Source organism: Halomonas eurihalina (assembly GCF_008274785.1).
In the GTDB taxonomy this organism is placed as follows: Bacteria; Pseudomonadota; Gammaproteobacteria; order Pseudomonadales; family Halomonadaceae; genus Halomonas; species Halomonas eurihalina.
Genome location: NZ_VTPU01000022.1, coordinates 1 through 15,400 on the forward strand (window position 1 = coordinate 1; position 15,400 = coordinate 15,400).

Below are 15,400 nucleotides of genomic sequence, written 5' to 3' on the forward strand. Positions count from 1 at the left end.
ATCAACAAGGACGAGGAGGCGCCGATCTTCCAGGTGGCCGATTATGGATTGGTCGCTGACTTGTTCGAGGCGCTGCCTGAACTCGAGCAGAAGCTGTAGAGTACCGTTCAGGCGCGTGAGAGTTACTAGCGCTGCAGGTTCAACGGCCGGCCTTCCCATTGGGGAGGCCGGCTTTTTCATGGCATCGTCACAACGATCAGAATATTGATAATAATTCTTGTTTGAAGTAATGTGCCAGGCGTTCAGTGCACCTTCCGGGAGACGAGCGTGCCGTATAGGAAACCATGGATTCGCTGGGGGGTGGCGGGTCTCGCCCTGACCCTGGCGGCTTCGGCGTCGGCCCAGTCGTCGCTTCGCGACGAGTCGCTAGACGCCCAACGCACCCAGGCCGAGTTGCAAGAGCGCATCGACAATGCGGACGAGGCGGTCCGCGAGCAACTGCGTGAACTTCGTCAGGCGCGGGAAGAGACCCGTCGCTTGCAGGCCTACAACGAGGAGCTGGCGCCGATCGTGGAACGCCAGGCCGCTACCTTCGATGAGCGCCGCTCCGGTGTCGAATCGCTGGCCGAGACCCGTGAAGCCCTGCCCGGGATGATGCGCGAGATGGTCGAGCGTCTGGGGAGCTGGGTCGAGCAGGACATGCCGTTTCTGCGCGACGAGCGCCTGGCTCGGGTGGCCTCGCTCGAGTCGACGCTTTCGCAAGCGGACCTGAGCAGTGCCGAGAAGCTGGAACGCGTACTGGCGGCGTGGCGCGCCGAGCTCGATTATGGTCGCGAGCTGGATGCCTGGCGCGGCGAACTGCCGGGCGATACGCCGCGAGACGTGGATTTCCTGCGTATTGGGCGGGTCGGCTGGTACTACCTGACGCCGGATGGCCATCAGGGTGGGGTCTGGAAAGCCGAGACCGGTGAATGGCAAACCCTCGAGGAATCGGCCTTGGCGGAAGTCCGCAAGGGACTGCGTATCGTACGCGAACAGCGAGCTCCGGCGATGCTCGACCTACCCGTCTCTCAACCGGTGGAGGACGCCTCATGATCGGTCGTCACCCCGTGCTCCGTGCCCTTGCCATCGTCGCCTTGGCGGTCTTGCCGTCGGGCGCCGCCCTGGCGCAGTCCAGCGATGAACCATTGCAGACCTTTCAGGCCGAACGCAAAGCGGCCGAGGCGCGCGACCGAGCGCGCCTCGCCGAGCTGGTGGATGACCGCCAGGCGCTCGAGTCCGCCTTGCAGGAAGCGCGTTCCGATCTCGAGGCGGTTCGCGAGCGGCGTCAGGAGCTGGAAGCGCAACAGCAGTCGCAAAAAGCCGAGCTTCAGGAGTTGGCCAGCCAGATCGATGAGCAGGGCGGCGATCTCGGCCCGGTGTTCGACGAAGTGGCGAGCGTGAGCGGCGAACTGCGCGACGACCTTGGCCAGAGTTGGCTGACGTTGGGTGCCGAGGCCTCGTTACCGCCGCGCCTGGACAGCGACGGGGTGCTGCGACCCGGCCAGGTCGAGATTCTGATGGATAGTCTGATGGGCATGACCCGCGAGACATCGCGGATCGTGAACTTGAGTGCGCCCGTGGCCGGGCAGGATGGCCAGCGCAGTGAGCGGGCGGTGACACGGATCGGTGACCTGTTGGCCTTCAGTGAAGGGCAGTTGTTGCAGCGCACTGGCAATGAGGGAGATCTGTCGGTACTCGACCATACGCCTGGCGCGGTCAGTGATCGTCTGAACGCTTTCCAGGCCGGGCAGGGCGATGTGATCTCCTTGGATCCCACCGACGGCCAGGTGCTCGAGGCCATGGCTCAGCAGCCGAGCCTGCTGGAACGCTTCCAGCAGGGTGGCGCCGTGGGCTATGTAGTCGTGGTGCTCGGTGTGCTCGGCCTGCTGGTGGCGCTGTTCCAGTATCTCTACCTGCTGCGTGTCACGGTCACGCTCAAGCGCCAGCTCGGCGATCTGGAGCGGTTGCGCGAAGACAATCCGCTCGGGCGGGTGCTCAAGCGTTTCCATGCCTTGGGCACCGGACATGCCCCCGAGGCGCTGGAGGCACGACTCGACGAGGCCATGCTGGCCGAACAGCCGCGTCTCGAACGGGGCCAGCCGCTGGTCAAGATGCTGGCGGCGGTGGCGCCGCTGCTCGGCCTGCTGGGCACCGTGACCGGCATGATCGTGACCTTCCAGTCGATCACCGTGTTCGGCACTGGCGACCCGCAGTTGATGGCCGGCGGGATCAGTCAGGCCCTGGTGACCACGGTGCTGGGCCTCATCACCGCCGTGCCCTTGCTGTTCGCCCATACCGCATTGAGCAGCCGCAGCCGTGCGTTGATCGGCACCATGGAAGGGCGTGCTAGCGCGGTGCTCGCGGATCGTCTGGAGGCCGACCAGGTTGCGGCCTCCGCCACTACGACGACGAAGCGCCATGTCGATGCCTTGGCTTGATCCCCTCATTCGGCTGATCGATGCCGGTGGCCTGGTCCTGGTGGTCATTGCCGGGGTGGCCATGCTGCTGTTCTCGGTGGCGCTCGAACGCTGGTGGTTCTTTCGCTTCCATTATCGCCCGGCGCGCCGCGCGCTGGTGGAACGCTGGGTGACGCGAGGCGACCGTGTCAGCTGGAGCGCCATGACCCTGCGCGAGGTCTGGGTGCGCGAGTTGATCGCCTCGCTGCGCGGGCCCTTGCCCTGGCTCAAGCTGCTGGTGGTCATCTGCCCGCTGCTTGGCCTGCTGGGTACCGTGACGGGCATGATTACGGTCTTCGACAGCCTGTCGATCAGCGAGGTCAATCAGGCTCGGGCCATGGCCGATGGCGTGGCGCGCGCCACGCTGCCCACCCTGAGCGGGATGGCGGTGTCGGTGGTGGGCCTGCTCTTCATCACACGCCTGGAACACATCATCCGGCGCGAGGACCAGCGGTTGCATGATCGTCTCGCCCGCGCCGCGGAGGACGCACATGCGTAGACGTCGACTCGGTACTATTGACGAGTCCAGCGAGGTCAATCTGACGCCGATGCTGGATGTGGTGTTCATCATGCTGATCTTTTTCATCGTCACCACCAGCTTCATCAAGGAAAGTGGCGTCGAGATCGAACGCCCCGAATCGAGCGCGGCCACGCCGCGTCCCGATGTTCAGGTTCTGGTGGCGATCACCCCGGAGGGGGCCGTCTGGGTCGACGGCGAGCCCGTGGATATCCATCGGGTCGGCCCCAAGGTGGCCGGTATGGTCAGCGACGAAGGCTCGGTGGTGATCCAGGCCGATCGTGAGGCCACTACCGGTGTGCTGATCGAGGTCATGGACCGACTGCGTGAGGCTGATGTCGAGCAGGTCGCGGTGGCGGCGCAACGGAGCGGCGCCTGATGCTGCGCGGTCCCTTTTCCCTGGTCGCCGGCGCGGCCCTGGCGCTGGTGCTCTTCATGTTGCTGGCGCTGCTGGTGGTGCCGCCGGAGGCCGAACCCGAGCAGCGCCTGGAAACCATAACCATGAACATGGCCGAGGCGCCGGCTGAAGAAATCGAGCCGAATCCGGCCCCCGCCACCAATGCTCCTCCTTCGCCACCACCGGCAGCAGCAACGCCGCCCCAGCCGGCGCCTGCACCCAGTGTCAGCAGCGATATCGCCTTGCCGGAACCCGAGCTGCCGCCAATGGAGGCGCCCGAGGTGCCGTTGGACGAGTCGTTGCCGGAACTGCAGGAGACACCACCCGAGCCTCGCCCGGAGCCCGAGCCGAAACCCGAGCCTGAACCGACTCCGCAGCCTGAGCCGGCTCCCGAGCCTTCGCCGGAACCAACCTCCGAGCCGGCGGCCGCCAGCACCTCTGCGGCGCCCAGCGAGTCGACGAGCGCATCTGCGGCTCCGGCAGCATCGCAGGAGCCCGTGGATGTGGGAACGTCGGCCCAGGCAACGCGGCGGGGCCAGCCGACATATCCGCCGCGGGCCCAGCGCCGGGGTATAGAGGGGCATGTCGTGGTGCAATTCATTATTCGCCCCGATGGCAGCGTGGACCCGGGTAGCGTCGAAGTGCTGGAAGCGAAGCCGCCCAGAGTGTTCGAGCGTGCCGCCAGGCAGGCGATCGTCGAATGGCAGTTCCAGACGGCCGATCAGCGTCGGCGTGCCCGTCAGCGTTTCGAGTTTCAGCTTGAATAGAGGTAGCCGCATGCGTCATGCCCCCTATGCTTGCATCCTGATCGCCGGCGCCTGCTTGTTCGCGTCGTCGGCCTGGGCGGCGCCGACGCTGTCCAGCGGCATCATCGATGATCTCAAGGGCCTCGAGGCTCGCCTCAAGTCGGGCGAGCATGCGGCCGTCGAGGCGGAAGCGACCCGACAGGCCGAGCGGCTCGCGGGCGGTAATGCCTCGGATCGCTGGGCGCGAGCGCTGTATCTGCAGCTCGCCGCCAATGCCGAGGTGCGCCGTGGCAATGTTCAGGCGGCTGTCGCGCATCTGGCGACCGCCCGTGGCATCCGCGGCGTCGAGCCTGCCCAGGCAGACCGCTGGCTGAGGCAGGAGGCCGGGCTGCGTGCCCGGCTCGGCGAGACGGAGCGGGCCAGGGAACTGTTGGGTGACTGGTTCGGGCGTCACGATGGCGACACCGAAGCGCATTGGCTGATGGCACAGCTTCAGGCCGAATCTTCCCGCTGGGAGCAGGCCGCCGATTGGTCGCAGCGTGCCCTGGCAGGCGATGCGTCACCTTCGCAGCAGCGTCTGGGGCTGGCGGCCACGGCCTTGCAACGTGCCGGTCGGCAGGAAGCAGCGCTGGCGGTGCTGGAGCGTCAACTGGCGGGTGCCGAGGACGATCCCCAGGCCTGGCGCCGTGCAGCGGGGCTGGCACAGCGCATGGGCGATCCGGGCCGTGCGGTGGCGCTGTGGGAGACGGCCTGGCGGCGGGGTATCCTCAGCGGCGCGGACGATCTGATGCAGCGTATTCGGCTGCATCTGGCGGCGGGCACGCCGGCTCGGGCGGCGGAGATCCTGAGTCGCGCGCTGGAAGAGGGCAGCCTGGACGATTCCCTGGAGAATCGCCGTCTGCTGGCCGAGGCCTGGCAGGCGGCTCGGGGGCGTGACCGAGCGCTGATCGCCTGGCACAAGGTCGCCGAGCGGGGCGATGCAGCCGAGGATTGGCTGCGGCTGGGCCAGTTGGCCGTCGAATGGGACCGCTTGGAGCTGGCCCGGGAAGCCCTGCAACGTGCCCGTCAGGGCGGTGCCACGGAAGCGAGCGACTGGCTGGCATCGTTGCCCGAGAACGAGGGCGAAACGTCGGGCAATCAGGTGAGCGGAGAAGCGGATAGTTGAGTGTCTGCGCTCGCTCGGCTATTAACCTGGCAATCAAATAGATCATCCTGAACGCTCTGATTGTCGCCCACCCTACGCTGGCGCAGATGGGGAGTCTGCCGGCGTGGTGTAGGCTCGCGCCGGCCTGTCGTCCGGCGGCGGCACGTCCCTGTACCGCGCCTGCCCTGGCCTGAATGCTTGCCGGGTTAATCGTTCAGATCGAACTCCGTCCATACCGGCGCATGATCCGACGGCTTCTCCATGCCGCGCAGGTCATAGTCGATCCCGGCATCGACGATATGTGTCGCCAGGGGCGCGGTGGTCAGGATGTAGTCGATCCGCAGGCCACGCTTGGGGTCGCGGTCGAAGCCCTTGGAACGATAATCGAACCAGCTGAAGCGGTCGTCGACCTCGGGGTAGCGGTGTCGGTAACTGTCCGAGAGCCCCCAGGCCTTGATGGCACCCAGCCATTCGCGCTCCACCGGCTGGAAGCTGGTCTTGCCCTCGCGCAGCCAGCGCTTGCGGTTGGATTCGCCGATGCCGATATCGATGTCCGCAGGCGAGATATTGAAGTCGCCCATGATCGCCAGGCGCTCGTCCGGACGATGTTGTTCCTTCAGCAATGCGCTGAGCTGGGCATAGAAGCGCCGCTTGTGAGGAAACTTCACCGGATGCTCGATGTTCTCGCCCTGGGGAAAGTAGCCATTCCAGACCGTCAACGGCTCGCCGTCGGCACCACGCAGGCGCACACCGATGAGGCGTCGCTGGGCATCCTCTTCGTCATCGGGAAAGCCGCGCAGGACGAGCTCGGGTTCATCCGGGCACTGTTCGCGGCAGCACATCAGGGCTACGCCATAATGCCCCTTTTGCCCATGGTAATAGACGCGATAGCCCAGTGCTTCCACCGCCTCGGCCGGGAACTCACTGTCCTGAACCTTGGTTTCCTGAAGGCCGATCACCGCCGGGCGATGACGCTCGACCAGGGCCTCAAGCTGGTGCAGGCGGGCCCGAATACCGTTGATGTTGAATGACACCAGGCGCATCGTCAGTCGTCCTTGTCGTGGGAATTATCGTGGGTGTTGTCGGTATGGATGTCGATCGACTGGCCACTCTCCTGGCGTTCTTGCTTGCGAGCGGCCTGCAGCTTGCGCTGCTGGCGTTTTTTCTGGGTAAAACGCCGTGACGGGCCGACCTGATCGGGATTGTCGTGACGCCACTGCTTGTAGTCCTTGCGTCGCCCGGTGCGGATCGTCACCTTGTCGGAAAGCGAGCGGGTCTTCTTTCGGCGTGTCATGACGCATGCTCCTTGGATAATGGCGGCATTCTAGCAGGCCCGGGCGTACCGTCGACAGCAAGGGGTGCGCCCTTGGCGCGTGAGAACTGGTACAATGGCGCTTTGTGTCACGCATCCATCCACAACACGGACGAGACAGCACAGCCTATGAGCGAGTCGGAACAGACCACAGCACCGGCCCAGAACCGCAAGCCAAAGCGTCGCCGCCGCAAGCCGCGCCGCCGCCAGTCGAGCTGGGATATTCGCCAGTTCCAGGTGCCCGCGGTGGCGGGCAAGTGGCGCTTTCACGACTTCGACCTGCCGCTGCCGCTGATGCGGGCCATCCATGCCCAGGGGTTCGAGTACTGCACGCCGATCCAGGCCGAGGCATTGACCCATACCCTGCTCGGCGGCGATGTGGTGGGCAAGGCCCAGACAGGAACCGGCAAGACGGCCGCCTTCTTGATCTCCATTTTGGCCTACTTCCTGGAGGAAGAGGCGCCTGATGGTCAGAAGCCTGGTGCACCCCGCGCACTGATCATCGCGCCGACTCGCGAACTGGCGCTGCAGATCGAGAAGGATGCCAAGGAACTGGCGCGCTTTACCAATCTCAATGTCGCCAGCGTCGTCGGTGGTATGGATTATCAAAAGCAACGCGAGGGTCTGGGCAAGAAGCTTGACCTGTTGGTCGCCACGCCCGGTCGGTTGCTGGATTTCCACCAGAAACGCGACGTCGATCTCACTCAGGTCGAGGTGCTGGTGCTCGACGAGGCGGATCGCATGCTGTCGATGGGCTTCATCCCCGACGTCAAGCGCATCATTCGCCATACGCCGAAAACCGAAGAGCGCCAGACCTTCCTGTTCTCGGCGACCTTCACCGACGACATCCTCAACCTGGCCGAGCAGTGGACCCAGGAGCCGGCCCATGTGGATATCGAGGTGACCGTCGACAACGCCGCCGACATCGACCAACGCGTCTACCTGGTCGGCGATGACGACAAGGAGCGCCTGCTGGTCAAATTGCTGCAGCAGGAAAGCTTCGATCGGGTGATGGTATTCGGCAATCGCCGCGACCTGGTACGCAAGCTCGATGGCTTGCTGCGCAAGGCGGACATCAATGTCGCTATGCTGTCCGGCGATGTACCCCAGAATCAGCGCATTCGTACCCTCGAACAGTTCCGTGAGGGCGAGATTCAGGTGTTGGTGGCCACCGATGTGGCCGGGCGTGGTATCCATATCGAGGATGTCAGCCACGTAATCAACTACACCCTGCCCGAGGATCCGGAGGACTATGTCCATCGTATCGGCCGTACCGGCCGGGCCGGCGCCAAGGGCGTGTCGATCAGTTTCGTGGGCGAGGAAGATGCCTTCTCGCTGCCGGAAATCGAGCGCTTCATCAACGACAAGCTGCCCTGCGAGCATCCGCCGGAAGGACTGCTCTGAAGCTTGATCTGAAGCTTGAAGAGCGGCGCCGTGCGCCTGGAAGCTGGAAGACAGCGGCTACGCCGCTTGAAGAAAGATTGCCGGGCTGCGTTGGCCCCTTGGTGAGCGGCGACGGGGACAGGCCAGAGCGGAGGTCCGATTCCAGGGAGGGAATCGGTAGCGCCCAGGGAAGGGTTTACAGCGCCTCCGCGTCGGCCTGTCGCCGGGCAAGCCGCGCTTCTCTATGGATGCATCATGCTTGACGAGGTCCTGAAGGACGAGATACAGACCGCCTATCGCCGTGTGCTCGAGGGCCTCGAACTCACGCCACGCTACGGGCAGCGGCTGATGATCGCCGAGATCGCCCGCACCCTGGCCGGTATCGAGACCGATGACGCCGGCCGGCGTACCAGTGATGAGCATGTCTGCGTGCTCGAAGCCGGTACCGGTACTGGCAAGACTCTGGCCTATCTGCTGGCGGCCTTGCCGGTGGCCAAGGCGCGGGGCAAACGGTTGGTGGTGGCCACCGCGACCGTGGCGCTCCAGGAGCAGGTGCTGCACCAGGATCTGCCGGCTCTCAAGGCACACAGTGGCCTGGCCTTCGACTACGCCCTGGCCAAGGGGCGAGGGCGTTACGTCTGCGTGGCGCGGCTCGATCAAGCCATGGACGGCGGTGAGGACAACCCGACCCTGTCGCTGTTCGAGCAGTCGCTGGACAGCGGTGGCGATGACTTCCAGAAACTGGTGCAGTCCCTCGGCGAGGCCTACGGCAACGGCCGCTGGCAGGGGGATCGCGACAGCTGGCCGGAGGCCATCGACGACGCCCATTGGCGCAAGCTCACTGTCGATCATCGGCAGTGCACCAATCGGCGCTGTGGGCATTTCGGCGCCTGTGCCTTCTTTCGTGCACGCCGCGACCTGGACAGCGCCGATATCATCGTTGCCAACCACGACCTGGTGCTGGCCGATCTCGCCCTGGGTGGCGGCGTGGTCCTTCCGGACCCCGGCGACTGCCTCTACGTCTTCGACGAGGGCCACCACTTGCCCGACAAGGCGCTCAACCACTTCACCCATCGCTTCGCCGTAGGGGGCGGGTTGCGCTGGTTGGGCACCCTCAAGAAGTCGCTCTCCGAGTTGAACCAGCAACTCGGCGTCCAGCCGACGCTCGCGCGACTATTGTCCGGCCTGCCTCAGGCCATCGAGGCGCTCGAGCCGCGCCTCGGCGAGATCTTTTCGCTGGGCCACCAGTTGGCTGGCCGACCGGAGGGGCTCGCCGACGCCGAGGAGGGCGCTCAGCATCGCTTCGAGATGGGCCGTGTTCCAGAGGCCATGCGCGAGGCGTCCGGAGGCCTGGTGACGATCTTCGCCGAGCTTTCGCGCACGCTGGAATCGATGAGCGATATCCTGCGCGAAAGCCTGGATCCCGAGAAATCCACCGGTTTGCCCCGCGAACAGGCCGAGCCCTGGCTGCCGCTGGTGGCACTGCTGCATGGCCGGGCGCTGGAGGCCCACGCCCTGTGGCTCGCCTTCGCCGAGCCGGATTCCGCGGACGAGCCGCCCCGGGCGCGATGGCTGACCCTGGAGCGCTTCGGTGGCGAGCCGGAGTTGACCTTCTCGGCCAGCCCGGTCTCCGCTGCGCGCACCCTGGCCAAGTCACTCTGGGGGCGCTGTCACGGGGCTGTGGTGACCTCGGCGACCCTGACGGCACTGGGGCGATTCGAGCGTTTGCAGGAACGGGCCGGGCTGGCCAATCGTTATCGCTATCAGCGCCTGCCGAGTCCCTTCGATTATTCCCGGGCGGTGCTCAGCGTGCCCCGCGAGGCGGTGGATCCCGCCGACCGGGAAGGGCACGAGCGCGCCATCGTCGAGTTCGTCGAAGCGCTCGACGACAAGGAAGCCGTTTTAATGCTGTTCTCCTCGCGCGCCCAGTTGCGCGGCGTGGAGCGAGCCCTCAGCCGTGAGCGTCGCGACAGGGTGCTGGCCCAGGATCGACTGCCCAAGCGCGAGCTGGTGGAGCGGCATCGCGAGCGAGTCGACAAGGGCGAAGGCAGTATCCTGTTCGGGCTGGCGAGCTTCGCCGAGGGTATCGACCTGCCGGGCGAGTACCTGACTCATGTGGTCATCACCCGGCTTCCCTTCGCCGTGCCCGACGACCCGGTGGGGGCGACACTGGCCGAGTGGATCGAGAGCCAGGGCGGCAACCCCTTCATGCGCATCAGCGTGCCGGATGCGTCCATCAAGCTGGTGCAGGCCTGTGGCCGACTGATCCGTAAGGAGGCCGATACCGGCCGTATCACCCTGCTCGACAGGCGGGTCCTGACCCGACGTTACGGCCGGGCGCTGCTCGATGCGCTGCCGCCGTTCACTCGGGAGATCGATGGCCTGGTGCAGGACTGATTCGACGCCTGCGTTCGCGATGAAGCCGGATGCCGCATGAAACTGATTCTGAGCCGCAAGGGATTCGACTCCGCCGCCGGCGGGGTGCCAAGCCCGATATTGCCCGATGGTCGCCTGGTCGTTCTGCCCATTCCGGATGCCCGCTCCACCATTTCGTATGCGGCCATCTCCCATGCCGGGGAGCCGCTGGGGTCGCTTGTCTCCGACCTCACGCGAGGGCGAATTGCGGCGGATACGAGGGCCCACCTGGATCCCGATCTGACCAGGGAAAGTCTGCCGCGCCAGCCAGGCTGGCGCCCCGTGTTCGGACAGATGGGCCAGGCCCTCGGTCACTTGCGCAACCAGGGCGTCGGGCCGGGGGATCTGTTTCTGTTCTTCGGGCTCTTCCGGCGTGTCGAGCGGGTCGCGCAGCGTTGGCGCTGGGTCAGCGATGCCGCCCCTTGTCATGTGCTGTGGGGCTGGATGCAGGTATCGGACGTTCTGTCGCTGGGCGAGGGGCTGCCGTCGGCATACTCATGGGCCGGCTATCATCCGCACTGTCAGCGGCTTGGAGAGGCCGGCAATGCCTTGTATATCGCGCGCCGTCGTCTACAGCTGACAGAGGGCGAGGGCAATCTGCCTGGAGCAGGGATCTTTTCGCACTATGCCGTGGAGCGCCGGCTGACGGCGGAGAATGCGGCGCGGGTGTCCGACTGGGAGCTGCCGGGCTGGTGGTATCCTGATGATGGGCGTAGCCCCTTGAGTTACCACGGTGATCCGAAGCGCTGGCGCCGCTCGGGCGGGAAGACCGCGTTGCGTGCCGTGGCGCGGGGGCAGGAGTTTGTGCTGGATACCGGGCAGTATCCCGAGGCGTTGCCCTGGGTGCGTGAGCTGGTACAGAACTGAGCGGGAATGGGCATGGTGTCAGCCACTCGCCCCGGCGGGATCATGGGGCGAGCGGCTCGAGACGTCAGGCGTTGTCGCGACGCGAGGCCAGGGTGGCCGTCAGCTTGTCGTTCATTTCCTTGAAGGCCTTTTCGGTGGTCTCCCAGTCGATGCAGGCATCGGTGACGGAGACGCCGTAGGCGAGCTGGTCGATGTCATCGGGAATCTTCTGGTTGCCCCAGTTGATGTTGGACTCGACCATCAGGCCGATGATGGAACGATTGCCCTCGAGCAACTGGTTGGTGACGTTCTCCAGCACCAGCGGCTGCAGGCCGGGGTCCTTGTTGGAGTTGGCGTGGGAACAGTCGATCATGATGTTGGGCGTGACGTCGGCCTTGCGCAGTTCCTGCTCGGCGAGCGCCACGCTGACGCTGTCATAGTTGGGCTTGCCGTTGCCACCCCGCAGCACGACATGGCCGTAAGCATTGCCGCGAGTGCGGATGATCGCCACCTTGCCGGCCTGGTCGATGCCGAGGAAGTTGTGGGGGTGGGACACCGATTGCAGGGCATTGACGGCCACGTCGAGGCTGCCATCGGTGCCGTTCTTGAAGCCCACCGGGCAGGAGAGGCCGGAGGCCATTTCGCGGTGGGTCTGGGATTCGGTAGTACGGGCACCGATCGCCGACCAGCTGATGCAGTCCTGCAGGTACTGGGGTGAGATCGGGTCCAGGGCCTCGGTGGCCAGTGGCAGGCCCAGTTCGGCCAGGTCCACCAGCAACTGGCGAGCGGTGTGCAGGCCCTGCTCGATCTCGAAGGAACCATTGAGGTGCGGGTCGTTGATCAGGCCTTTCCAGCCCACGGTGGTGCGGGGCTTCTCGAAGTAGACGCGCATCACGATATACAGGCTGTCCTGGACCTCGTCGGCCAGCTTGCGCAGGCGGCGGGCATAGTCCATGGCGGCATCCACGTCGTGGATCGAGCAGGGGCCGACCACCATCAGCAGCCGTGGGTCACGGCCTTCCAGGATGTTCTGGATGGTCTCGCGTCCCTCGATCACCGTGCGTTCCGCCCGCGCGCTCAAGGGGATATGCTGCTTGAGCTCCACGGGGGTGATGAGCACGTCCTCGCTAAGGACGTTGAGGTTGTTGACCTGTTGTTCGGACATGTTGCTACCTGTGTCGTGTCAGCGCTGATGGAGAAACAAGGCTACTCATGATGAATGGCGCCTACTATCGCCCGCGAGTCGTGTAAATTCAATCGTCTGGGAACCGTGATGCTCACCGGTTGTCAGACCGCCGGCAGGGCGGTTTCGGGGCCGCCGGCTTGATGGATGCCCGAGAAACAGGAACACTTGAGCACTTCTTTCACGGGCGCACAATGACATTGTACCCAGCGGCCAGGGCTTCAGGTTGATACTTATGCAAGCGACACCCGTTTCATTGCGATGCCGCAAACCGGCGCTTCGCCATGCTCCCGCCCCGGGGAGGTCTTGAATGGGGACGACTCGGGAGACCGATCAGCAACTCGTCGAGCGTGCCCAGAAAGGGGACACTCGAGCCTTCGATTTGTTGGTCAAGAAATACCAGCACAAGATCATCGGGTTGATTGGCCGCTATGTGCACGATCATGCCGAGGTTCAGGATGTGGCGCAGGAAGCCTTTATCAAGGCCTATCGGGCATTGGGCAAGTTTCGGGCCGAGAGCGCGTTTTATACTTGGATGTATCGGATTGCCATCAACACTGCCAAGAACCACCTGGTGTCCAAGGGGCGACGCCCGCCGGGCAGCGACATGGATATCGTGGATGCCGAGGTCATCGACCACAGTGGGCGGTTGGCCGACATCGAGACGCCGGAGGCGTCCATCGCTCGCGACCAGCTTCAGTCGGCTGTGTTCGAGGCCATTGAGGGCCTCCCGGAGGACCTGCGCACGGCGATCACGCTGCGCGAGCTCGATGGGCTCTCCTATGAGGATATCGCCAATATCATGGACTGCCCGGTAGGCACGGTTCGTTCGCGGATCTTTCGCGCGCGTGAAGCCGTGGATCAGCATATCCGCCCGCTGGTCACCACGTCCCGCAACCAGGAGACGATGACCGAATGAGGCGAATTTGCATGGTTTTTGTCGATTGGCTGAACTGTCGCGCCGTTGTGACGTCATATGCGGTGACCGGCCTGCATGCGGTGGGGCAGTGGCTCCTCGGCGCGACCGGCATGATACTTCGATGCCGGACTACCGGGCTTCCAATGGATGCAAGGCGGGCCAGCCTTGATGAGTGTGAGGGTGTGAAGAGATGAGTCAGAACGCACGGGAATCGCTTTCTGCACTGATGGACAACGAGGGCGATGAGCTCGAGTTGCGTCGTGTACTGAAGTCGTTGGACGATGAACCCGATGCGGCGGACACTTGGCGCCGCTACCACCTGATGCGCAGCATGCTGCGTCGCGAGAGTGACATCGATGCGAGCACCGATCTTTCGGTGGGCGTGATGGCACGCTTGCAGGATGAGCCGCTGCCGGTCGTCGAGTCGTCGACCCAGGGGTGGCGCTCCCTGCCGCTGGCACGCAGTGCCGGTGTCGCTGCTGCGGTATCGCTGATGGTCATCACCGGGGTGCAGTTCTATAACGGTGCCTCTCCGCTCGACAGTGACGAGGCTGCGCCACTGGCTTCCTCCGCCGATGCACCTGCCTCTGTCGGTGTCTCCGGCTCTGGTGGCGCCACGGCATCTACTGTCGCGGCCACTCCGGACGTTTCCGCCAACAGTGGTGCGATGCGGGCGAGCCAGGGGCCGTCGCTGGCCGACTTGCCGATGTTCCAGTCGTCGGGCAGCAACCGCGGCCTGATGACAGTGGGAGCGGATGCCTATCCGATGATGATATCGCCAAGCCAGCGCCAGTCGGTGCGCATGGATCAGCAGCAGGCCCGCTTGTTGCAGTCCTACCTGGACCGGCATGCCGAAGGTGCTGCCGCCAGTGGCGCCGATGTCTGGATGCCGCTGTTGCGTTCCACTGGAAGCGAGTCGCTGGGGCAACGCTGATGTGGTGCCGGCAGAAATGCTCGGAGCAGATGCGGTCGGGGGTGGTCTCTTGTGTCCTGCTGGCCGGTTGTGTCGCCTTGCCAGCGCTGGCTCAGGAAGACGTGTCGGCGCCTGATCGCGATCCTCTCGACTGTACGTCACTTGCCGAGCAGGAAGCGCCAGCGTCGGCTGATGCCTGGTTCGTGCGCAGTCGCTGGGCGAGTCACTGTTATGTCTTTCAGGCTCGCGCGGTACGCATCGGCGTCGATGGTGTTCGGACGCTGGCGTTGTCTCATGACGTTACGAACGGTATTGAGCGCGAGGTGGCTCGGTTCCTGGATGGTCCGCCGGTGGTCCATGAGCGAAACGGCGGCGTCGGTCGCCTCGGTGGTGAAACGGGAGCGGTACGTCTCGAATCCAGTGTCCGCCACCTTGAGGACCTCTATCGCCTCCGCCTGGCCGGCGAGTCGCGGATTGCCAGTCGTCAAGCGGTCCGTCTCGAGATCGAACCACTGGATGACCAACGCTACGGGCGTCGCCTGTGGCTGGATTCGTCCACGGCTCTACCGCTCAAGCAGGTGTTGCTTGATGAGAGTGGCCGCGCCGTCGAAACCTTCCAGATCACCGAGTTGAGAGACCCCGAGCTGTATCGAGGCGAAATCGAACGGTTACCCGGAATGGGCTCTCAGGTCGAGCATTCATGGCGTCCCGGCTGGTTGCCCAAGGGCTTCGAGCCGCAGGTCACTGAGGTGTCCGAGGTTGTGGACTCCGATGTCGAGCAGCGGGTGTACGGCGATGGGCTTGCTACCCTCAGCCTGTTCGTCGAACCCGTGTCCGGGCAACAGTTGCTCAAGCCTGGTGTACACCGCCTGGGAGTGTCTCATGCCGCCGTTCAGCACCGCGAGCTCGGCGGGCGTCCGCGCCAAGTCGTGGTCATGGGCGAGCTGCCGCCATCGGTGCTGCAGCGGGTGGCCGAGTCCGTCGAGTGGCGCGGCGAACAGAACACTGCCCTGAATGACGCTTCTTCTCCATGAATCCTCGTTGTACATGGTTGATGCCGCCGGTCGGCGGAGGCAGACGGCTGACCGTGATTTCATGTTCACGGACGTGTCATTCGGCCGCTGAACCTTTTCGCACCACTGTGGTTTAGAGGGATGCAAGATTCTCACCCAACTCAATCCTGTCAC

General features: G+C 64.8%; 15 protein-coding genes and 1 pseudogene. 13 read left to right on the plus strand and 3 right to left on the minus strand.

From position 1 onward, the window contains the following. From FZZ93_RS18580 to FZZ93_RS16495, 7 genes and pseudogenes are all read left to right on the plus strand, one after another. A pseudogene (locus FZZ93_RS18580) lies at nt 1-99 on the plus strand (electron transfer flavoprotein subunit alpha/FixB family protein); the annotation flags it as partial. A gap of 168 nt (nt 100-267) precedes the next feature. Further along, a complete protein-coding gene (locus FZZ93_RS16470; RefSeq protein ID WP_149323390.1) occupies nt 268-1,035 on the plus strand; it encodes a DUF3450 domain-containing protein in 768 nt (255 codons plus the stop codon). After that, a complete protein-coding gene (locus FZZ93_RS16475; protein WP_149323391.1) occupies nt 1,032-2,420 on the plus strand; it encodes a MotA/TolQ/ExbB proton channel family protein in 1,389 nt (462 codons plus the stop codon). The genes FZZ93_RS16470 and FZZ93_RS16475 overlap by 4 nt, the downstream gene beginning before the upstream one ends. Beyond that, nucleotides 2,401-2,937, plus strand: a complete 537-nt coding sequence (locus FZZ93_RS16480; RefSeq protein WP_407650242.1) for a MotA/TolQ/ExbB proton channel family protein — start codon at nt 2,401-2,403, stop codon at nt 2,935-2,937. Before FZZ93_RS16475 ends, FZZ93_RS16480 begins: the two co-directional genes overlap by 20 nt. After that, nucleotides 2,930-3,334: an ExbD/TolR family protein gene (locus tag FZZ93_RS16485; RefSeq protein ID WP_149323392.1), complete on the plus strand. Its 405-nt coding sequence runs from the start codon at nt 2,930-2,932 to the stop codon at nt 3,332-3,334. Before FZZ93_RS16480 ends, FZZ93_RS16485 begins: the two co-directional genes overlap by 8 nt. Then, nucleotides 3,334-4,119, plus strand: coding sequence for an energy transducer TonB (locus tag FZZ93_RS16490; RefSeq protein ID WP_149323393.1), 786 nt, complete (start codon nt 3,334-3,336; stop codon nt 4,117-4,119). Before FZZ93_RS16485 ends, FZZ93_RS16490 begins: the two co-directional genes overlap by 1 nt. Nucleotides 4,120-4,129: 10 nt before the next feature. Then, nucleotides 4,130-5,263 (plus strand): tetratricopeptide repeat protein, encoded by a 1,134-nt coding sequence (locus FZZ93_RS16495; RefSeq protein ID WP_149323394.1) that lies wholly within the window; start codon nt 4,130-4,132, stop codon nt 5,261-5,263. A gap of 185 nt (nt 5,264-5,448) precedes the next feature. Here FZZ93_RS16495 and xthA read toward each other — a convergent pair whose 3' ends face one another. Continuing rightward, entirely contained in the window at nt 5,449-6,285 is an 837-nt protein-coding gene (xthA, locus tag FZZ93_RS16500) for an exodeoxyribonuclease III (protein WP_149323395.1), read from the minus strand. Nucleotides 6,286-6,287: 2 nt separating this feature from the next. Next, the gene (locus tag FZZ93_RS16505) at nt 6,288-6,536 is read right to left on the minus strand and encodes a hypothetical protein (RefSeq protein WP_149323396.1); all 249 of its coding nucleotides are present in this window, start codon (nt 6,534-6,536) and stop codon (nt 6,288-6,290) included. Nucleotides 6,537-6,683: 147 nt separating this feature from the next. Here FZZ93_RS16505 and rhlB point away from each other — a divergent pair, with 147 nt between their 5' ends. From rhlB to FZZ93_RS16520, 3 genes are all read left to right on the plus strand, one after another. Continuing rightward, nucleotides 6,684-7,958: an ATP-dependent RNA helicase RhlB gene (gene rhlB / locus FZZ93_RS16510; protein ID WP_246146252.1), complete on the plus strand. Its 1,275-nt coding sequence runs from the start codon at nt 6,684-6,686 to the stop codon at nt 7,956-7,958. A gap of 234 nt (nt 7,959-8,192) precedes the next feature. Beyond that, nucleotides 8,193-10,334 carry an ATP-dependent DNA helicase DinG gene (gene dinG, locus FZZ93_RS16515; RefSeq protein WP_149323398.1) on the plus strand — a complete coding sequence of 714 codons (2,142 nt, stop codon included), beginning with the start codon at nt 8,193-8,195 and terminating at the stop codon, nt 10,332-10,334. A 36-nt stretch (nt 10,335-10,370) separates the two neighbouring features. Further along, nucleotides 10,371-11,219: an Nmad3 family putative nucleotide modification protein gene (locus FZZ93_RS16520; protein WP_149323399.1), complete on the plus strand. Its 849-nt coding sequence runs from the start codon at nt 10,371-10,373 to the stop codon at nt 11,217-11,219. A 64-nt stretch (nt 11,220-11,283) separates the two neighbouring features. Here FZZ93_RS16520 and FZZ93_RS16525 read toward each other — a convergent pair whose 3' ends face one another. Further along, nucleotides 11,284-12,363: a 3-deoxy-7-phosphoheptulonate synthase gene (locus tag FZZ93_RS16525; RefSeq protein WP_149323400.1), complete on the minus strand. Its 1,080-nt coding sequence runs from the start codon at nt 12,361-12,363 to the stop codon at nt 11,284-11,286. A gap of 328 nt (nt 12,364-12,691) precedes the next feature. Between FZZ93_RS16525 and rpoE the strand changes: the two genes are divergently transcribed. From rpoE to FZZ93_RS16540, 3 genes are all read left to right on the plus strand, one after another. Then, on the plus strand, nt 12,692-13,300 hold the full coding sequence (gene rpoE, locus FZZ93_RS16530; RefSeq protein ID WP_149323401.1) for an RNA polymerase sigma factor RpoE: 609 nt from the start codon (nt 12,692-12,694) through the stop codon (nt 13,298-13,300). A 190-nt stretch (nt 13,301-13,490) separates the two neighbouring features. After that, nucleotides 13,491-14,234, plus strand: a complete 744-nt coding sequence (locus FZZ93_RS16535; protein WP_149323402.1) for a sigma-E factor negative regulatory protein — start codon at nt 13,491-13,493, stop codon at nt 14,232-14,234. 29 nt (nt 14,235-14,263) lie between these two features. After that, nucleotides 14,264-15,247: a MucB/RseB C-terminal domain-containing protein gene (locus FZZ93_RS16540; RefSeq protein ID WP_246146254.1), complete on the plus strand. Its 984-nt coding sequence runs from the start codon at nt 14,264-14,266 to the stop codon at nt 15,245-15,247. Nucleotides 15,248-15,400: the final 153 nt, after the last annotated feature.

Coding starts and splice junctions, on each gene's coding strand:
- FZZ93_RS16490 (WP_149323393.1), top strand. CDS start 3,334: ATGCTGCGCGGTCCCTTTTCCCTGGTCGCCGGCGCGGCCCTGGCGCTG.
- xthA (WP_149323395.1), bottom strand. CDS start 6,285: ATGCGCCTGGTGTCATTCAACATCAACGGTATTCGGGCCCGCCTGCAC.
- rpoE (WP_149323401.1), top strand. CDS start 12,692: ATGGGGACGACTCGGGAGACCGATCAGCAACTCGTCGAGCGTGCCCAG.
- FZZ93_RS16505 (WP_149323396.1), bottom strand. CDS start 6,536: ATGACACGCCGAAAGAAGACCCGCTCGCTTTCCGACAAGGTGACGATC.
- FZZ93_RS16475 (WP_149323391.1), top strand. CDS start 1,032: ATGATCGGTCGTCACCCCGTGCTCCGTGCCCTTGCCATCGTCGCCTTG.
- FZZ93_RS16495 (WP_149323394.1), top strand. CDS start 4,130: ATGCGTCATGCCCCCTATGCTTGCATCCTGATCGCCGGCGCCTGCTTG.
- FZZ93_RS16525 (WP_149323400.1), bottom strand. CDS start 12,363: ATGTCCGAACAACAGGTCAACAACCTCAACGTCCTTAGCGAGGACGTG.
- FZZ93_RS16540 (WP_246146254.1), top strand. CDS start 14,264: ATGCGGTCGGGGGTGGTCTCTTGTGTCCTGCTGGCCGGTTGTGTCGCC.
- FZZ93_RS16535 (WP_149323402.1), top strand. CDS start 13,491: ATGAGTCAGAACGCACGGGAATCGCTTTCTGCACTGATGGACAACGAG.
- FZZ93_RS16485 (WP_149323392.1), top strand. CDS start 2,930: ATGCGTAGACGTCGACTCGGTACTATTGACGAGTCCAGCGAGGTCAAT.
- dinG (WP_149323398.1), top strand. CDS start 8,193: ATGCTTGACGAGGTCCTGAAGGACGAGATACAGACCGCCTATCGCCGT.
- rhlB (WP_246146252.1), top strand. CDS start 6,684: ATGAGCGAGTCGGAACAGACCACAGCACCGGCCCAGAACCGCAAGCCA.
- FZZ93_RS16480 (WP_407650242.1), top strand. CDS start 2,401: ATGTCGATGCCTTGGCTTGATCCCCTCATTCGGCTGATCGATGCCGGT.
- FZZ93_RS16520 (WP_149323399.1), top strand. CDS start 10,371: ATGAAACTGATTCTGAGCCGCAAGGGATTCGACTCCGCCGCCGGCGGG.